Origin of the sequence: Salinivibrio sp. PR932 (assembly GCF_001996125.1) — a bacterium.
Classification (GTDB): domain Bacteria; phylum Pseudomonadota; class Gammaproteobacteria; order Enterobacterales; family Vibrionaceae; genus Salinivibrio; species Salinivibrio proteolyticus.
In genome coordinates, this window is record NZ_MUFM01000005.1 from 129,486 (window position 1) to 146,997 (window position 17,512).

Annotated in this window: 16 protein-coding genes; 11 read left to right on the forward strand and 5 right to left on the reverse strand. The window is 50.9% G+C overall.

Translation table 11 applies throughout. The features are described from left to right. Positions 1 to 219 precede the first annotated feature (219 nt). From BZG84_RS03755 to BZG84_RS03780, 6 genes are all read left to right on the forward strand, one after another. Complete coding sequence (locus tag BZG84_RS03755) at positions 220 to 609, forward strand: YacL family protein (protein WP_158011464.1); 390 nt, start codon at positions 220 to 222, stop codon at positions 607 to 609. 248 nt (positions 610 to 857) lie between these two features. Next, positions 858 to 1,196: a P-II family nitrogen regulator gene (glnK, locus tag BZG84_RS03760; RefSeq protein WP_069586419.1), complete on the forward strand. Its 339-nt coding sequence runs from the start codon at positions 858 to 860 to the stop codon at positions 1,194 to 1,196. Between the two features lie 18 nt (positions 1,197 to 1,214). Next, positions 1,215 to 2,444 (forward strand): ammonium transporter, encoded by a 1,230-nt coding sequence (locus BZG84_RS03765; RefSeq protein WP_077478964.1) that lies wholly within the window; start codon positions 1,215 to 1,217, stop codon positions 2,442 to 2,444. Between the two features lie 164 nt (positions 2,445 to 2,608). Further along, positions 2,609 to 3,625: a Fe(3+) ABC transporter substrate-binding protein gene (locus tag BZG84_RS03770; RefSeq protein WP_077662333.1), complete on the forward strand. Its 1,017-nt coding sequence runs from the start codon at positions 2,609 to 2,611 to the stop codon at positions 3,623 to 3,625. A 62-nt stretch (positions 3,626 to 3,687) separates the two neighbouring features. Continuing rightward, positions 3,688 to 5,319, forward strand: coding sequence for an ABC transporter permease (locus BZG84_RS03775; protein WP_077478966.1), 1,632 nt, complete (start codon positions 3,688 to 3,690; stop codon positions 5,317 to 5,319). Next, positions 5,316 to 6,362, forward strand: coding sequence for an ABC transporter ATP-binding protein (locus tag BZG84_RS03780; protein WP_077478967.1), 1,047 nt, complete (start codon positions 5,316 to 5,318; stop codon positions 6,360 to 6,362). The genes BZG84_RS03775 and BZG84_RS03780 overlap by 4 nt, the downstream gene beginning before the upstream one ends. A 48-nt stretch (positions 6,363 to 6,410) precedes the next feature. Here the strand turns inward: BZG84_RS03780 and BZG84_RS03785 are convergent, their stop codons facing one another. Next, a complete protein-coding gene (locus BZG84_RS03785; protein WP_069586424.1) occupies positions 6,411 to 7,019 on the reverse strand; it encodes a TetR/AcrR family transcriptional regulator in 609 nt (202 codons plus the stop codon). A gap of 347 nt (positions 7,020 to 7,366) precedes the next feature. On the opposite strand from BZG84_RS03785, the gene hpt reads away from it, so the two are divergent. Further along, positions 7,367 to 7,897 carry a hypoxanthine phosphoribosyltransferase gene (gene hpt / locus BZG84_RS03790; RefSeq protein WP_069586425.1) on the forward strand — a complete coding sequence of 177 codons (531 nt, stop codon included), beginning with the start codon at positions 7,367 to 7,369 and terminating at the stop codon, positions 7,895 to 7,897. A 101-nt stretch (positions 7,898 to 7,998) separates the two neighbouring features. Here the strand turns inward: hpt and secF are convergent, their stop codons facing one another. The 4 genes from secF to can form a co-directional block, all read right to left on the reverse strand. Continuing rightward, positions 7,999 to 8,895 (reverse strand): protein translocase subunit SecF, encoded by an 897-nt coding sequence (gene secF / locus BZG84_RS03795; RefSeq protein ID WP_077677986.1) that lies wholly within the window; start codon positions 8,893 to 8,895, stop codon positions 7,999 to 8,001. Positions 8,896 to 8,907: 12 nt separating this feature from the next. Continuing rightward, positions 8,908 to 10,686 carry a protein translocase subunit SecD gene (gene secD / locus BZG84_RS03800; protein ID WP_108742939.1) on the reverse strand — a complete coding sequence of 593 codons (1,779 nt, stop codon included), beginning with the start codon at positions 10,684 to 10,686 and terminating at the stop codon, positions 8,908 to 8,910. 105 nt (positions 10,687 to 10,791) lie between these two features. Then, positions 10,792 to 11,169, reverse strand: a complete 378-nt coding sequence (locus BZG84_RS03805; protein ID WP_077478970.1) for a hypothetical protein — start codon at positions 11,167 to 11,169, stop codon at positions 10,792 to 10,794. 90 nt (positions 11,170 to 11,259) lie between these two features. Continuing rightward, a complete protein-coding gene (can, locus tag BZG84_RS03810) occupies positions 11,260 to 11,934 on the reverse strand; it encodes a carbonate dehydratase (protein WP_077478971.1) in 675 nt (224 codons plus the stop codon). A 213-nt stretch (positions 11,935 to 12,147) separates the two neighbouring features. On the opposite strand from can, the gene BZG84_RS03815 reads away from it, so the two are divergent. From BZG84_RS03815 to BZG84_RS03830, 4 genes are all read left to right on the forward strand, one after another. Then, on the forward strand, positions 12,148 to 13,803 hold the full coding sequence (locus BZG84_RS03815) for a SulP family inorganic anion transporter (protein ID WP_077662327.1): 1,656 nt from the start codon (positions 12,148 to 12,150) through the stop codon (positions 13,801 to 13,803). A 284-nt stretch (positions 13,804 to 14,087) separates the two neighbouring features. Then, positions 14,088 to 15,740 (forward strand): SulP family inorganic anion transporter, encoded by a 1,653-nt coding sequence (locus BZG84_RS03820; RefSeq protein WP_069586431.1) that lies wholly within the window; start codon positions 14,088 to 14,090, stop codon positions 15,738 to 15,740. Positions 15,741 to 15,755: 15 nt separating this feature from the next. Further along, complete coding sequence (locus tag BZG84_RS03825; protein ID WP_069586432.1) at positions 15,756 to 16,679, forward strand: ABC transporter ATP-binding protein; 924 nt, start codon at positions 15,756 to 15,758, stop codon at positions 16,677 to 16,679. Next, positions 16,676 to 17,446 (forward strand): ABC transporter permease, encoded by a 771-nt coding sequence (locus BZG84_RS03830; RefSeq protein ID WP_069586433.1) that lies wholly within the window; start codon positions 16,676 to 16,678, stop codon positions 17,444 to 17,446. Before BZG84_RS03825 ends, BZG84_RS03830 begins: the two co-directional genes overlap by 4 nt. Positions 17,447 to 17,512 lie beyond the last annotated feature (66 nt).

Genomic DNA, 17,512 nt, shown 5'->3' on the forward strand with positions numbered 1-17,512 from the left:
CCTTCCTACTTGAAGCCGCAGCGGTGTTGGCTACGTTCGTTCACTCCAATCACATAGTCTATCTATGCTCATGGGGACTCACTCACTGGCTACCTACCTGCAACGCCAAGTTGTCTGGATATAGTATTTAAGTATGGCGAAGGTGGCAGTTTGATGACAGTCTCGAGTTGGCAATTGATAGAAAAACTCGGACAATAGCCGCTCATTTTGGAGGTGGATGTGGATTACGAATTTTCCCGCAATAGTTTTGATGACAGCTATCGCATTGTGTTCTCTATGGGGCATGAGGCCATGGGACGTTGGTTGCTTGATGAGTTGGGTACCGACCTGAGTGAGGTGGATGCGTGGTTAGCCACCTTTACCCAGTTGCGTCAAGAGCAGCAATGGCGAGGACACACCTTCACGCTGACGGCCAGTCCTGAAGAAGTGGTGGTGATGGCCAATGCGATGTTACAAACGCCCTCTGACGAGGCGACGGATACGTTGAGTGCTCAAGACCTACAGTTTTACGATCAAGAAAGCAGTGCTGCTTGTGGTTATGAAGACTTTCTGGCCATGCTCGAAGCGTATCGTGATTTTATTGCGCGCTACGGACGCCGTACGCGATAACCTGCCGGCGAGTGACGCTGACACTCGCCTCCTTCCTATAAGACATCCGCACGTGGCTCGCTTTGGTGCATCGTCCTCCTCGTGATGAATCTATGCGTCGAGATGGTGAATAGTTTGCACTAAAAAAGTGCAAATGTGCGCCTTCCCCCAGTTAGTTTCTGTAATGTCCTGATTTTTATCTAATTAATAGTTGGCATATCTCTTGATACTTATTGACTGATGCAAACATAAGGACTCAGGAGAAGGATATGAAACTGATTAGCGCCATTATCAAGCCTTTTAAGCTTGATGACGTCCGTGAAGCACTATCCGACGTCGGCATTGACGGCATGACAGTGTCAGAAGTGAAAGGATTTGGCCGCCAAAAAGGGCACACCGAACTGTATCGCGGCGCCGAATACCAAGTCGATTTTTTGCCGAAGGTGAAACTCGAAATCGCCGTCCAGAGCGATAGTGTTGATGCCGTGGTGGAAGCGATTTCCAAGGCGGCACAAACCGGCAAAATCGGCGACGGTAAGATTTTTGTCTTTGACCTCCAGCAAGCCGTGCGGATCCGCACTGGCGAAATGGATCTGGAAGCAATTTAATCACAGGGAGTAATCACAATGGAATTGGTCAATACGGTTACTGAGTTACGTTACGCACTCGACACCTTCTTTTTCCTTCTATCCGGTGCGTTGGTGATGTGGATGGCGGCTGGGTTTGCCATGTTAGAGGCAGGGCTAGTTCGCTCGAAAAACACCACTGAGATCCTCACCAAAAATATTTGCTTGTATGCGATTGCTTGCACCATGTATCTGTTGGTGGGCTACAACATCATGTATGTCGATAACAGTGCGGGTGGCTTTATGCCCTCGTTTGGTTCGCTGATTGGAACGCAAGCGGCCGATGCAGATCACTCTCTTGAATCGGACTTCTTTTTCCAAGTGGTGTTTGTTGCTACTGCAATGTCTGTGGTCTCGGGCGCCGTGGCAGAGCGTATGAAGCTGTGGGTATTCTTGCTGTTTTCTGTGGTGCTCACCGCGGTCATCTATCCGGTAGAGGGTTACTGGACATGGGGTGGTGGCTTCTTATCCGAAGCAGGCTTTAGCGATTTTGCTGGCTCAGGTATCGTGCATATGGCGGGCGCGTCAGCTGCATTAGCGGGGGTAATCTTACTGGGGGCACGCAAAGGAAAATACGGCAAAAACGGTCAAGTGAATCCGATTCCTGGCTCGAACCTGCCTCTAGCGACCTTGGGTACCTTTATCCTATGGTTCGGTTGGTTCGGCTTTAACGGTGGTTCACAGCTGATGGTGTCAGACTTTGAAAACGCCACGGCGGTAGGACAAATTTTCTTGAACACCAATGCGGCGGCGGCAGCCGGTGCGATTGCTGCCTTACTGGTGTGTAAAACACTATGGGGCAAAGCCGATTTGACAATGATCTTAAACGGTGCATTGGCCGGTTTGGTCGCCATTACCGCTGATCCCTTATCCCCCACGCCAGTCGCTTCGCTTATTATCGGTGCGGTATCGGGCGGCATTGTGGTGTTTAGCATCGTCGGCCTCGATAAAATTAAAATCGACGATCCAGTGGGTGCGATTTCGGTGCACGGTGTGTGTGGTTTCTTTGGCTTGATGGTCGTGCCGCTGAGCAACGCAGACGCAAGCTTTGGTGCACAATTGCTGGGGGCGGCCGTGATCTTCGCTTGGGTCTTTGGTGCGAGCTTTGTGGTGTGGTTGGTACTGAAGAAAACCATGGGCATTCGTGTTACCGAAGAAGAAGAGATGTCAGGCATGGATTTGCATGACTGCGGTATTGATGCATATCCCGAATTCGTTAGCGTGAAATAGTCACTCGTACGGCACTTAGTTAAACTCTGAAACGAAACCTTACATTTTTGATGTTGGGTTTCGTTTTTTTTTGCGTGGCAGAATATTGAGCCCAAAATCATTAGCTGTATACTAACGAAACTGAGAAACGTTATCATTTATCGTCTAATTTAAGGACTGTTACGATGAAAAAACTGCTAATCGCCTCTGCTGTTACGGCTAGCTTATTAGGAACGAGCGCCGCCTTTGCCGCTGAAGAAGTGAACGTCTACTCGTATCGTCAACCTTTTTTGATTGAGCCTATGTTCGATGCGTTTACTGAAGAGACGGGCATCAAAGTCAACGTGAAGTTTGCTAAACAAGGTATGGCGGAGAAGGTGAAGCAGGAAGGCGAATACAGTCCTGCAGATGTATTGCTGACCGTCGATATTTCTCGCCTCAAAGACTTGGTTAATCACGATGTGGTTCAGCCAGTGCAAAGCGATGTGATCGATCAAAACGTTCCTGAGCAATTCCGTGACAGTGAAGATAAGTGGGTTGCGTTAACTACTCGTGCTCGCGCCGTTTACTCATCGCGTGAGCGGGTCGGTAAACTGGGTGATGATTTTGATTATCTCGACTTGGCAAAACCTGAATGGAAAGGCAAGATTTGCACCCGTTCAGGCAAACACCCTTACAATGTGTCTTTGGTGTCTGCCATCATCGAAAATCACGGTGAAACTACCGCTAAAGAATGGCTGAAAGGGGTGAAAGCTAACTTGGCGCGTAAACCTCAAGGTAATGATCGTGCACAAGTCAAAGCGATTAAAGAAGGCTTGTGTGACGTTTCTTTGGGGAACAGCTACTACCTTGGTAAGATGCTGAACGACGAAGAACAAAAAGCGTGGGCGGAAGCGGTATATATTAACTATCCTGGCCAAAATGCGCACGGCACCCAAGTGAATGTGAGCGGCATGGCGATGGCGAAGTATGCGCCGAATAAAGAAAACGCTCTTAAACTCATGGAATTCCTAACGTCAGACAAAGCGCAGCACATGTATGCTGAAGTGAACTTTGAAGAGCCAGTGAAACCTGGCGTAGAAAAGTCTGAGCTAGTGGCATCGTGGGGCGAGTATAAGCACGATCCTATGCCGCTAGAGGCCATTGCTGATAACTACAGCAAATCAGTGAAGCTACTGGATGAAGTCCAGTTCGATCTGTAAGCCTCTACACGGGGTGCGTGGCACCCCGGTTGTCTTTCTCTGACGCCTGAATGTTGTAGGCTATGCAAGACAGATTACCCGTTATTAAAACCAGCAGTTGGGGCCTAGCCCTGCTGCTGGTTTTGCCGATCTTGGCAATCTTCTACACCGCAATCGGTGATACAGATGATATTTTCTCCCATCTGTTTGAGACCGTTTTGCCGACGTATACGCTCAATACCAGCTTATTGGTGGTGGGGGTCGTGGTTATTGCGATTGCATTAGGCGTGCCGACGGCTTGGATGCTTGCCATGTATCAAGTGCCGGGCAGCCGACATTTGCAATGGGCGATGGTACTGCCATTAGCCATGCCGGGTTATATCATCGGTTACATCTACACCGATTGGTTTGATTACGCGGGGCCGTTACAGCGCCTGCTGCGCCATTGGTTTGAGTGGCAAAGTGTCAATGATTACTGGTTTCCAGATATGCGGACCTTACCGGGGGCGTGTTTTGTGCTGGCATTGGTGCTGTACCCATATATCTACCTGCTGACTCGCGCCGCATTTATGGAGCAAAGTGTCACCTTGACGCATTCTGCGCGTCTGTTGGGATGCTCGCCACTGCAAAGTTTTCGCCGTATCTCCCTGCCTTTGGCTCGTCCAGCCATTGCCGTCGGGGCATCGCTGGTGGCAATGGAAGCGCTGGGAGATTTTGGTACGGTTAACTATTTTGCCGTGAGTACATTAACCACCGCGGTATATGATACTTGGTTGGGTTACTCAAGTTTAACGGCGGCGGCTAAGATTTCTGCCATTATGCTGGTGGCCATTTTTGTATTGATCAGTGCCGAGCGCTATGGACGACGTAAGCAAGCGCAATTTACGCCGTCATCCAGCAGTGATGCGATAGAGAAAACCCCTCTGTTCGGTTGGAAGAAAGTGGGCGTGGTTGTCTGGTGTTGGGGCTTGCTATCGCTGGCGTTTATATTGCCGCTGCTTCAACTGATCATTTATGCGTGGCACTACTATGCGCAAAATGCCATCGACGATTTTCTCACCTTTAGCTACAACAGCTTTTATACCTCCAGCCTTGCGGCTGTGGTTGCGGTCGGCATTGCATGGACCGTCAATGTGTATCGCCGCTTACGCGGTCATGGTTTGAGTGTCGCGCCCATGCGTCTCGCTTCTATGGGGTATGCGGTGCCGGGCACGGTGTTAGCGATTGGGGTGATGCTGGTATTAACTCGAGGCGATCACCTGATCAATGACATCGCCAAGGCGTATGACTGGGGACGCCCCGGTTTGGTGCTTTCTGGCACCATGTTTGCCTTGCTCACTGCCTTTGTGGTGCGTTTCAGTGCGGTCGCGATCGGCAGTATTGAGTCTAGCATGGCAAAAATACCGCCATCACTCGACATGGCGGCGCGTACTATGGGATGCACGACCAGCGGCGTGATTCGTCGTGTTCATCTCCCCTTAATTCGTCGGGGGACTTTAATTGCGATGCTGTTGGTCTTTATCGAGTCGATGAAAGAGTTGAATGCGGCGATTTTACTGCGTCCGTTTAACTTCGAAACCCTTGCTACCTACGTGTACAACTTTACCTCGGATGAGCACCTCGAATATGCGGCCTTACCTGCCATTTTGCTGGTGGCGGTAGGGCTGATACCGCTTATTTTGATTAACCGTTCGCTGGAGCAGAAATACCAATGAAGTGCGCCCTGTCGATAGAAAACCTGACCTGCAGTTATAACGGCACGCCAGTGCTCAAAGATCTGTCTTTGCAAGTCGCGCCGGGTGAGATTGTGTGTTTGCTCGGCGCCAGCGGCTGTGGCAAAACCACCTTGCTAAAAGCCATGGCTGGGTTAATCCCTCTGAGCGCGGGCACGCTGTCGATTGGGTGTAACATCATGGAAGATGGCCAGTATTCGGTGCCGCCTGAGCAGCGCAATATTGGTATGATTTTTCAAGATTATGCGTTGTTTCCACACTTGACCGTCGCTGAGAATATCGGTTTTGGTCTCACCTCACTAGTCGCGTCTGTGCGTAATGAAAAAGTGGCTGATATGCTCAAGCTCGTGCGCCTTGAAGGACTGGGCGAGCGCTATCCGCACCAGTTATCCGGTGGTCAACAACAACGAGTTGCGATTGCGCGTGCGCTGGCTTATGAGCCTGATCTATTGCTGTTGGACGAGCCGTTTTCCAATATTGATACTCAAGTGCGTCATGACTTGATTGAAGAGATCCGCCGGATCTTTAAATCACAGGGTGTGACGGCGATTTTGGTCACGCATAGTCGGGAGGAAGCCTTTGCGTTTGCGGACAAATTAGCGGTGATGAACCAAGGGATTATCGAGCAATTTGGGGATACGACTGAGGTGTATTACCAGCCGAAAAGCCGATTTGTGGCCGATTTCTTGGGACAAGGCTCTTATGTTCCAGTGACTGTGTCGGCGCAAGATCAAATGCAGACGCCGCTGGGACCTTGGCCGCGGCCAGTGCATTGTCACCCCGGTCCACATTGGTGGTTGCTTCGCCCGCAATTTTTGAGTATCCGAGCGGATGCGCAAGGCGAGGGGCAGGTATTGTCTCAGCAATTTATGGGTGACAGCAGCCGTTACACCATTGATATTCACGGTCAAAAATTGTCGGTGCATGCACGAGAGCCATTATCGGTGGGGGATACGGTAAGTCTCACTATTCGCCCTCATGAGCCGGTGTTATTTAACGATGGACCCAGCTTTATTGATGCTTAAACGAAAAAAGCCAACCGTGAGGTTGGCTTTTCGTCATCGGCGCGCAATTTAAGCGCCTTGCTGACACAGTACATCGATGTACTTTTGTGCCATTTCGCTCAATGCTGCTTTATCGGGTTGCTGGTGCGCTTGTAAAAACAACACATAGCAAATCCCTGCAAGCATGCTCGCCAGCTCGCGAGGTTGGTGACGGTGAGTGAGTTCACCTTGCGCCATGCCTCGCTCAAACACGTGCACAAATTGCTCGACGGCATCGCGGCTGCCTTTTACAAAGCGTGGCCAAATGTCTTCGCGAATCGATGTACTCCATTCAAACCAGACTTTCATCCATGCTTTGTCTTCCAATGCGGTATCGATAATCTGCGAGGTAATGCAGTTAAGCGATGCACGCATTGATTGGCTATCGCGGGTGCAATCATTGATTAACGCAATGAAATGCTTTTCTGTTTGGGCCAAAATTTCCTCGACCAGATCTTCACGGGTCGGGAAGTAATTGAAGACGGTTGCCACAGAGACATTCGCCATATCAGCAATATCAGCGTGACCGGCACGACCGATTCCCCGTTTTGCAAACACATCCAAACCACAAGTTAACAACTGCTCTTTGCGTCTCTCTGGTGACAGTCGCGTCCTTGTTCTTTCATTTGATTGAGCCATCCTAAAACCTGCCAACTTATATTTAGTTTGTACAAATTAATTATTGTTTGTGCTAATAATTTTCTTAATTAGCGGGTTGAGTTTATACCAGCTTTCTGTGGCGTGACAACGGCTGGAAGGCCGATCTGGGCCGTAAATCGGTAATTTTGTCTGCAAAAAAAGTCATCTATTAATAAAAACACAGGCAGGGATTATTTTTTCTTATCAATCAGTGTGATAGTTAACTAGTGTAAGGGTACAAGCTAAGGTCAATCGGTGGAATTGGGATCCGCAATCGATTTAGTGCTAGACTATGCCACCTTTGTTATTGACCCCCGCAAACGTGGGGACAAACCATCGGGGCAGATATGAAACACACCGTTGAAGTGATGATTTCAGAACAGGACGTACAGGCGCGAGTAAAAGCCCTGGGCGCCGAGATCAACGAGCATTATAAAGACTCAAAAGACCTAGTATTGGTTGGATTGTTGCGAGGCTCGTTCGTCTTTATGGCTGACTTATGTCGTGCCATTGACTTGCCACACTCGGTCGATTTTATGACCGCATCAAGTTATGGCAATAGCATGGAAAGCACACGTGACGTGCGCATCCTCAAAGACTTAGATGATGATATCAAAGGAAAAGACATTCTTTTGGTAGAAGACATCATTGATACGGGTAATACGCTTAGCAAAGTGTGCGAAATTCTATCGCTAAGAGAGCCCAATTCCGTGCGTATTTGTACCCTACTTGATAAGCCAGAACGTCGTGAAGTGGATGTGAAAGTCGATTGGCTTGGCTTTACTATCCCAGACGAGTTTGTGGTTGGCGTAGGGATTGATTACGCGCAGAAATACCGCCACTTGCCATTTATCGGTAAAGTGGTACCGCTCGATTAATCGTGACGGTATTCTCTGAGCGCTGAGCCTCTTTGGCTGTCAGGCGATGATAAGCCATAAAAAACCGAGCAGACGCTCGGTTTTTTTGTCTCCATAGCGAGTTAATAGGCACCTTCTCGCTCGGGGGCCGGCGCGCGCTGATAATGCGCGGGAGACAATCCCAGCATTTCTTGTAGACAAGATGCCACCGCGACCGATGACCAAGTGCCAGTGAGTACGCCAACAAAGAGCGTCAGCGCAAAGCCGTACAAGGCATCGCCACCTAATACCAACAAACATCCGATGGTAAATAGTGTGGTGCCGGCGGTGATCAAGGTGCGCGAGAAAGTCTCACAGACCGCAATATTGGTGCTGATATACACACATTGATTTGGTTTAGCTCTGAGCACATCGCGCAGCCGATCGCCGATCACAATCGAGTCATTGAGCGAGTAACCAATAACGGCGAGAAGGCCGGCAATAACATTGAGATCCATCGGCACAGCCAGTATCGCTAGCAGGCCCAAGGTGAGGATCACATCGTGCACCAACGCCCCTACTGCCGCCAAGGCAAGGCGCCATTCAAAACGAATAGCCAAGTAAAGCATGATAGCCAACGAAGCAACCAGCAGAGCCAATCCCCCTTGTTCAAATAGCACCTGACCCACTTGAGGGCCGACGACGTTCGCTTGAACCAAGTTAACGGGCATGGCGAGCGCGCTGCTGATTTGTGCGATGACCTGTTGCGGATCTTGCCATTGAGACGCATGAGGTAAAATGAGCTGCCACTGGCCATGAGTGGTGCTTGGCGTGAGTGTTGCCAACTCGCCAAATTGATTGTGCAGGGCAGCGATCAGCGTATCACTGCCAGCTAAGCTGGGTAGGGCGAAATCAATCACGATACCGCCAGTAAAGTCGATGCCCAAGTTTAGGCCATAATACGCGATCGCCCAGAGACTGATCACGGTGAGCAATCCCGAGAGCGCGAAGCTGGTATAGCGGACTTGTGTAAGTTTCATGACTGTAGCTCCTTAAATAGTCACGGCGCGGCGGCGGTCGCGTCCCCAAATTGGGTTGATGATAGCTCGCGTGCCGACAATGCCGCTGATCATACTGGCGCATAATCCCAGAATTAGCGTGGTGGCAAACCCTTGTAATGGACCTGAGCCGACCGCATACAAACAGACCGCTGAAATTAAGGTGGTGATATTGGCGTCAAAGATGGTGCTAAAGGCCGCTCGATAACCTGTATCAATGGCATTGGCTAGGCTTGCGCCAGCACGTAAGCGATCGCGAATACGCTCAAAGATAAGCACATTAGTATCGACCGCCATGCCCACGGTTAACACTAAGCCAGCGATGCCCGGTAGGGTCAACACGGCGCCGGGCAGCAGCGCGAGTAGGCCGACTTGCATCATCAAGTTGGCAACCAGTGAGACAATCGCGACCCAGCCGAAGCGGCGATACCAAAGCATCATAAAGATAGCCATACCTATCATGCCAACGGCCAGTGCAGAAAATCCTGCCTTGATATTATCGGCGCCCAAGGTCGGACCAATCGCGCGTTCTTCGACGATTTTAATTGGCGCGGTGAGTGCGCCAGCGCGCAGCAACATCGAGAGGTTACGGGCTTCTTCTGGGCTCGACAGGCCCGTGATCCGGAATCGATCGCTGAGCGCACTTTGAATTGTCGCGACGTTGATCACCCGTTCATTGGCAACCAGATCACCCTGCTCATTGGCTTGATACTCACGGTACACAGTGGCCATGGGATCGCCCAAGTGACGTCGGGTAAAGGCCAACATGGTCTCGCCACCGGGGCCATCCAAGCGAATATCAACTTGTGGACGACGCATTTCATCAACGCTGGTACGCGCATCAATAATGTGTTCCCCGCCCAAAATGGCGTGACGTGCTAACGGCACCACATTGTGCTGCGCGTCATACAGGCGTTTCGGGCTTGTGGCATCGAGGGCATAGAACGCGAGTGAGGCTGTCGCGCCAATGACATTTTTGGCTTGCTTAGGATCGTGCACCCCGGGCAGTTCGATACGAATATAGTCTTTACCCTGACGTTGTACACTCGCCTCAGCCACGCCTAAGGCGTCGATACGTTTGCGCAGAATATCGATATTCTGACGCACAGCTTGATGGCTCATCGCGTCTTGCTCGGTATCTGTCATCTGCCAGCCATTTGCGGCGCTATTGAATCGCCATTGCGGATAATGCTCGGTAAACCAAGCGCTGGCTTTGCTGCGATCGCTGGCACTGAGCATCGGCAATTGCACCGTGGTGTTATCTTTGGTGTTGACCGTGGCGTTAGCGGGTAAGTGCTGACTGTCTAACCAAAGGTTGAGGCCTTGCACTAACGCCTCGGCTTGATGAGCGAGTGCTTGGTCGGTATCAACCCAAAGTAACAACTGTACACCGCCACGCAGATCGAGCCCTAGTTTTACCGGCTCGGCGCCGAGGCGCGACAGCCATGTGGGTGCTGCGGATAAATAATCGAGGGTGATTTCCGCGTCGGGTCCTAGAGTGCCTTTTAATTGCTGTTGTACGTTCTGTTGCTGGCTAATATCGGGCGTGATTAAGGTAACCGTCCCTTGCGAGTCATAACGCACTTCACTCACGGCCTCAGGATGGGCTTTAAGCCAGTTTTGTAGTCCCTGATGCGAGTGATGCGACACGCTCACCACTGGGTGGTCGCCAAAAAAGCTTGGTAACGCCTGCACGGTCAGGACGATCAACATCAGGACTAATGCGGCGTAGTGCCATAAAGAATAGCGATTAACGGGGGATAATTTATTCATTCGTTCTCCTTGGCTGTGCATCACGCACAGCAAAACCTAATACCAAGCGCCAGCTCGATATTGTGATTGGGGGAAAGGCGCGACGGCCTTTAGGAAAGCGAACGATTAACGCGAATGAATAAAGCGATATTGCAGGTTGTGTTCTCGCCAGCCACCAAGACGGGGGAGCGAAAAAGCAAGATACTGGCGTGGCAGGCACACCCCAAGTGCGCACAAAAAGGCAATCAGGTGCCAAGCAAGGCGAATGTGCGGGGGAGGAAGAATCGCGACTAAATGTGGCGGTTGGGTATCGTCATCAGGCAATGCCGCAGGCAAGGCAACACTGGCTCTCGCGGTAGAAACGAGCGCCGGAGTTTGCTGAAGGGCATGGACTTGGCTGCTGGAGCGAAACGGTGAAACCTGTGCTTGCGCTGCCACATTGACCAGCACCGCAAACAGCATCATGCCCGCCATCAGCCACATGGTGAGCGGAGAGCGGTGCATTGTTGATGATGAAGCGTGCGCGATCGGAGTCATGGCGGTGTTGTACGACGATTAAGTCGCGATCACAAGTGTGACTGTGTCAGCACTGTGTCAATTCTCACAACAAACCGGCGCGGCAGAGTCGGGCACTAGATGACTCATCGCCGCTTGGTAGTTCACTTCCAGCGACTCGCGGCTATCTGCGGTCATGCCTAAATCGCGCAAAATACCGTCGGTGGTGTTGTAGAACCAACCATGTACTTTCACGTCTTGGCCGCGCTCCCAGGCCGCACGCAAAATGGTGGAATTGCCCAAATGATACACTTGCTCAGCCACATTAATTTCGCACAGGCGATTACCGCGTTCTTGGGGTGGCAGGCTGCCGAGATAATGTTTGTGTTTGAGGTACAAATCGCGAATATGGAGTAACCAGTTATTGATCAGACCAAGCTCTGGGTTATCAATAGCCGCGTGGACACCGCCACATCCATAATGCCCACAGACAATAATGTGCTTGATCTGTAGGACATCGACGGCGTACTGCACCACGGATAAACAATTGAGATCGGTGTGAATCACTTGATTGGCGACATTGCGGTGAACAAACAACTCACCCGAGTCTAATCCTGTCAGGCGCTCGGCGGGTACGCGGCTATCAGCACAGCCAATCCAGAGGTATTCAGGATGTTGTTCTTGGGCCAAGTTGGCAAAAAACTGGGGGTTACTGTCGCGAATATCTTGCGACCATGCTTTGTTGTTAGCAAATAAAGCTTTGATTTTGGCCATGGGCAACGTGTCTTTTGGCAAACATATCAATTGCCACTATACCTCACTGTTACGCCGTGAAATATACTGAGATCAATATTCACATCTTTTTACATTTATGACGCTCGAGGGATCACGCTGTTAACGGTGCGATCGACTGCTCGGATAGGTTAATGCGAGAAAATTCGTATACTGTCCGCTCCATGATGATCTTAACCGCAGTAGAGGTAGTGCGTGTTTGATAAAGGACGATTTGCACAACTGTCATTAAAGGGCGATCTATTCGGCGGCGTGACGACTGCTATTATTTCATTGCCTTTGGCGTTAGCCTTTGGTGTCGCCTCAGGCGCCGGTGCAGAAGCTGGACTTTGGGGAGCCATCTTAGTTGGGCTTTTTGCATCGCTGTTTGGTGGCTCGTCCACCCTGATCTCAGAGCCGACCGGCCCGATGACGGTGATCATGACGGCGGTATTAACTGCCATGATGGCGCGCTACCCGGAAGGCGGCTTGGCAATGGGCTTTACCGTGGTGATGATGGCCGGCGCGTTCCAAGTACTGATTGGCAGTTTGCGCTTGGGTAAGTACGTGACCTTAATGCCCTACAGTGTTGTTTCTGGGTTTATGTCGGGTATTGGCGTGATATTGATTCTGCTCCAACTTGCGCCGTTATTAGGGCAAGCTGCGCCATCGGGTGGTGTCCTCGGTACCTTAAAAGCCTTGCCGGATTTACTGGTTAATGCCGACATTAAAGAAGTCTTTCTCGGCGCGCTCACGCTGGGGATTTTGTTTTACTTTCCCGCTAAGTACCGCCGTTTCATTCCCGCGCAACTGGTGGCACTTGTCAGTATTACCTTGGTGTCGGTGGTACTCTTTGATACGGACAGCATTCGTCGAATTGGTGAGATCCCAACCGGCCTGCCGTCGCTCGTGATCCCTCATATCACCCCCGAGCATTTTACCGCTATGGTCATTGATGCACTGGTACTCGGGACGCTCGGCTGTATTGATACCCTGTTAACCGCCGTGATTGCGGACTCGCTGACCAGACAAGAGCATGACTCGGATCGTGAGCTGCGCGGACAAGGCATTGCCAATATGATCGCAGGGCTATTTGGCGCCTTGCCCGGCGCAGGGGCTACCATGGGCACTGTAGTCAATGTCCAAGTGGGGGCGCGTTCGCCGCTATCGGGCATTTTGCGGGCGCTTATTCTGGCTGCGGTGGTGTTGGTGGCCGGCGCGTTGACCGCGCCCATCCCGATGGCAGTATTGGCGGGCATCGCCTTGTATGTTGGCTTTAATATCTTAGATTGGAGCTTTTTGCATCGCGCCCACAAAATCAGTTTGCAGCAGACGGGGATCATGTATGGCGTGATGGCACTGACTGTGTTCGTTGACTTAATCGTGGCGGTGGGATTAGGGGTCTTTATCGCTAACTTACTGGTAATAGAACGACTCAGTCGCGAGCAAGCGAAACAAGTGCGCGCAATCAGTGATGCCGAGGATGACGAGGTACCGCTGAATGATGAGGAGCGTGCCCTTTTAGATGCCAGTAATGGACAAGTACTGTTCTTCTATTTATCCGGGCCCATGATTTTCAGCGTCTCTAAAGCCATTGCGCGTCAACATGCGCATATCAATGAGTTCCGTGTGATGATTTTGGACTTAAGTGATGTGCCTATGCTGGATATGACCGTTGGGCTGGCGCTCGAAAACGCGATTAAAGATGCACGAGAAGCGAACTGTACGGTGTTTTTACTGTGCCCGCATGACGAAACGCGTGAGCAATTGCAGCGCTTACACATAGGTGATTGGGTCCGTGATGCACACATTTTCACCACACGTAAGCCGGCGCTTGAAGCGGCCAACCGATTAGTTGAAGTGATGCCATAACCTTATAGCGCGACGTGACCTTGCGGGTGATGTCGCGCTTTTCGCTCTTTTTTAGCGTTGCTAAGTTTTTGGCAAACCTTATTTTACAACGCTTTTATTTTAAATTTGCCACATTTCTACGCATTTCGAATCATTTGCTTGAAACTTGACCACGTGTTTTCCTACCTGATTTGATCTTACACACATTCCTATATACTGGCGCCCGCGCACCGGGTGAGTCCCGTGCCAGTGAGTAAAGCCGTCATGGCCGTGAAACTGCATACGACTTGAAAGGATCAAAGGTTTTGAAATTCGAACGATTCAAAAACTGGACCCTCAAAGGGGACCTGTTTGGGGGCGTCACCACGGCGGTTATCTCTTTGCCCCTCTCGCTGGCGTTCGGGGTAGCGTCAGGGGCGGGGGCGGAAGCCGGAATGTGGGGCGCCATTTTAGTGGGCTTGTTTGCTGCTTTATTTGGTGGCTCTTCAACGCTTATCTCTGAGCCAACTGGGCCGATGACGGTGATTATGACCGCGGTGCTCACTACCATGGTGTCGCGCTATCCTGAGGGCGGCATGGCAATGGGCTTTACCGTGGTGATGATGGCGGGCCTGTTCCAAGTGATATTGGGAACGCTCAAGCTGGGCAAGTACGTGACCTTAATGCCCTACAGCGTGATCTCCGGTTTTATGTCGGGGATTGGCGTTATCCTGATTATTCTCCAACTGCCACCCTTACTGGGCCAAGCCACGCCTGATGGCGGGGTGTTAGGCACGCTCAAAAGTCTTCCCGATCTGATCGCTCACACTCAGCAAAGCGAATTACTGTTGGGACTGGTGACATTGGGTATTTTGTTCTCCTTTCCACAGCGTTATCGGCGCTATATGCCGGTGCAGCTGGTTGCGCTCGTTGTGGTCACCTTACTGTCGATTGCATGGTTTGATTTGGCGGCGATTCGCCGGATTGGTGAGATCCCAACCGGGCTGCCAACCTTGGTGTTGCCTCAATTTAACAGTGAAATGCTCACCACCATGATGGTCGATGCCTTGGTTCTCGGGACCTTAGGCTGTATTGATACCTTATTGTCAGCGGTGATTGCCGATTCACTCACTCGCGAGGAACATGACTCGGACAAAGAGTTACGCGGCCAAGGGTTAGCGAATATGGTTGCTGGGTTATTCGGCGCGTTACCAGGGGCTGGCGGTACCATGGGGACGGTCGTCAATGTGCAGGTCGGGGGACGCTCACCGTTGTCGGCCATTATCCGTGCACTCTTGCTCGCGGCGGTCATCTTAGTCGCCGGCTTTCTGACTGAGCCCATTCCGATGGCGGTATTGGCGGGTATCGCTATTTATGTCGGTTTTAATATTCTTGACCGCACCTTCATCCAACGTGCGCATAAAGTCAGTTTGCATCAAACCGTGATCATGTATGGTGTGATGGTGCTGACCGTACTGGTGGACTTGATTGTCGCAGTCGGCGTTGGGGTGTTTATCGCCAATATTATCGCGATTGAACACCTGAGCCGGGAGCAAGAAAAGCAAGTGAAAGCGATCAGTGATGCTGATGAGGACGATGTGCCGCTTAACGATATGGAGCGTGCCTTATTAGACAGCGCGAACGGAAAAGTGTTGTTTTTCTACCTCTCAGGCCCAATGATATTCAGTGTCTCAAAAGCGATTGCACGTCAACATAGCAAAATTGAGGAATTTGATGTCATGATCCTCGACCTTAGCGACGTGCCCATGATTGATATGACTGTCGGTCTCGCGCTGGAAAATGCCATCAAAGATGCGTTAGACGTCAATTGCCAAGTCTTTTTGCTCTGTCCCCACCAAAAAACGCGGGACCAATTGGAGCGCTTGCATGTAAAAAATTGGCTCACTGACGATCACACCTTTGATAGCCGTTATGACGCATTACGCGCCGCGCACAAAGTGACCGAAGTTATGGCTTAAACGTAACGGGAGCTTATGAAAGCAATCGAAATTAAGGACCTGGTGAAAACGTACGGGTCCAATGTCAAGGCGCTTAAAGGGGTATCGCTCTCCGTGGAGGAGGGCGATTTTTATGCGCTATTGGGGCCTAATGGGGCGGGAAAATCGACCACCATTGGCATCTTGAGCTCACTGGTCAACAAGACCCAAGGTCAGGTGAGCATTTTTGGCTACGACTTAGACACGCAAAAGGTGGAAGCCAAAAAGCAAATTGGCCTTGTGCCGCAAGAGTTTAACTTTAACCAGTTTGAAAAAGTGCAGCAGATTGTGGTGAACCAAGCTGGATACTACGGTGTGCCGCGTGCTCAGGCCAAAGAGCGTGCGAAAAAATACCTCTCTCAGCTCGACTTGTGGGATAAACGCCATGAGCCGGCACGGAACTTATCGGGTGGGATGAAGCGTCGTTTGATGATCGCCCGCGCGTTAATGCACGAGCCTCGCCTATTGATCTTGGACGAGCCGACAGCTGGGGTGGATATCGAACTGCGTCGCTCGATGTGGGACTTTCTCAGTGAGATAAACCGCCAAGGGATCACCATTATTTTGACCACCCACTATCTCGAAGAAGCGGAGATGCTGTGTCGAAACATCGGTATCATCAATCGGGGTGAGCTGGTGGAAGACACGTCCATGAAAGCACTGCTTGCCAAGTTGGACGCGGAAACCTTCATTCTTGATTTGCAGCCTGGACATAAGCTCAGCACCTTAGAGGGCGTGAATTGGCAAAAAACCGACACTAACACCCTTGAAGTGGAGGTGAATAAATCAGTCGGGCTGACGCCGGTATTTGAACAGTTGTCGCAACAAGGTGTGCAAGTGCTGTCGATGCGAAACAAGGCGAATCGTCTTGAGGAGTTGTTTGTCACCTTGATTCAGCAAAATGGGGAGGGCCACGCATGAATGCCTTGTATTGGGTCGCTTTTCGTACCCTGATCCACAAAGAAGTGGTCCGCTTTACGCGTATTTGGGTACAGACCTTGGTGCCACCAGCGATTACCATGAGCCTCTATTTTATTATTTTCGGTAACCTGATTGGCTCTCGAATTGGTGAAATGGAAGGTTTCACCTACATGGAGTACATCGTGCCCGGGCTTATCATGATGTCGGTGATCACCAACTCTTACTCGAATGTGGCATCGTCCTTCTTTAGTGCCAAGTTCCAACATAATATTGAGGAGTTGTTGGTCGCGCCGATTCCAAACTACGTGATCATTGCCGGCTACATTGGTGGTGGCATGTGTCGCGGCTTGGCTGTGGGGGCCTTGGTGACCATGACGTCGCTCTTTTTTGTCGACTTGCAAATCGCGCACCCTCTGATTGTTATTACGACCGTGGTGCTGACGTCGGCGGTGTTTGCGCTGGGGGGATTAATCAATGCTATCTTCGCCAAAACCTTCGACGATATAAGCTTGATCCCAACCTTTGTCCTCACGCCATTGACCTATTTAGGCGGGGTCTTTTACTCGCTATCACTGTTACCAGAGTTTTGGCAGGGCGTGTCCAAACTGAACCCTATTGTGTATATGGTTAACGCCTTCCGTTACGGCTTTTTGGGTGTCTCGGATGTGGGAATTACCACCTCGTTTGGCGTCTTACTGCTGTTTATTGCGGGGCTGTATGCCTTGGCATGGGGATTAATTTCTCGAGGCACCGGATTGCGCAGCTAAGCGAGGGTTAATCCATGGCTAAGATGAAGCTATCTGATTGATCGTTAAAAAAGCCCCAGCAATCCA

What these genes read in the sequence shown, in the direction of transcription:
- glnK (WP_069586419.1), top strand. Translation starts at nt 858, where the DNA reads ATGAAACTGATTAGCGCCATTATCAAGCCTTTTAAGCTTGATGACGTC.
- BZG84_RS03765 (WP_077478964.1), top strand. Translation starts at nt 1,215, where the DNA reads ATGGAATTGGTCAATACGGTTACTGAGTTACGTTACGCACTCGACACC.
- BZG84_RS03770 (WP_077662333.1), top strand. Translation starts at nt 2,609, where the DNA reads ATGAAAAAACTGCTAATCGCCTCTGCTGTTACGGCTAGCTTATTAGGA.
- BZG84_RS03775 (WP_077478966.1), top strand. Translation starts at nt 3,688, where the DNA reads ATGCAAGACAGATTACCCGTTATTAAAACCAGCAGTTGGGGCCTAGCC.
- BZG84_RS03780 (WP_077478967.1), top strand. Translation starts at nt 5,316, where the DNA reads ATGAAGTGCGCCCTGTCGATAGAAAACCTGACCTGCAGTTATAACGGC.
- BZG84_RS03785 (WP_069586424.1), bottom strand. Translation starts at nt 7,019, where the DNA reads ATGGCTCAATCAAATGAAAGAACAAGGACGCGACTGTCACCAGAGAGA.
- hpt (WP_069586425.1), top strand. Translation starts at nt 7,367, where the DNA reads ATGAAACACACCGTTGAAGTGATGATTTCAGAACAGGACGTACAGGCG.
- secF (WP_077677986.1), bottom strand. Translation starts at nt 8,895, where the DNA reads ATGAAACTTACACAAGTCCGCTATACCAGCTTCGCGCTCTCGGGATTG.
- secD (WP_108742939.1), bottom strand. Translation starts at nt 10,686, where the DNA reads ATGAATAAATTATCCCCCGTTAATCGCTATTCTTTATGGCACTACGCC.
- BZG84_RS03805 (WP_077478970.1), bottom strand. Translation starts at nt 11,169, where the DNA reads ATGCACCGCTCTCCGCTCACCATGTGGCTGATGGCGGGCATGATGCTG.
- can (WP_077478971.1), bottom strand. Translation starts at nt 11,934, where the DNA reads ATGGCCAAAATCAAAGCTTTATTTGCTAACAACAAAGCATGGTCGCAA.
- BZG84_RS03825 (WP_069586432.1), top strand. Translation starts at nt 15,756, where the DNA reads ATGAAAGCAATCGAAATTAAGGACCTGGTGAAAACGTACGGGTCCAAT.
- BZG84_RS03830 (WP_069586433.1), top strand. Translation starts at nt 16,676, where the DNA reads ATGAATGCCTTGTATTGGGTCGCTTTTCGTACCCTGATCCACAAAGAA.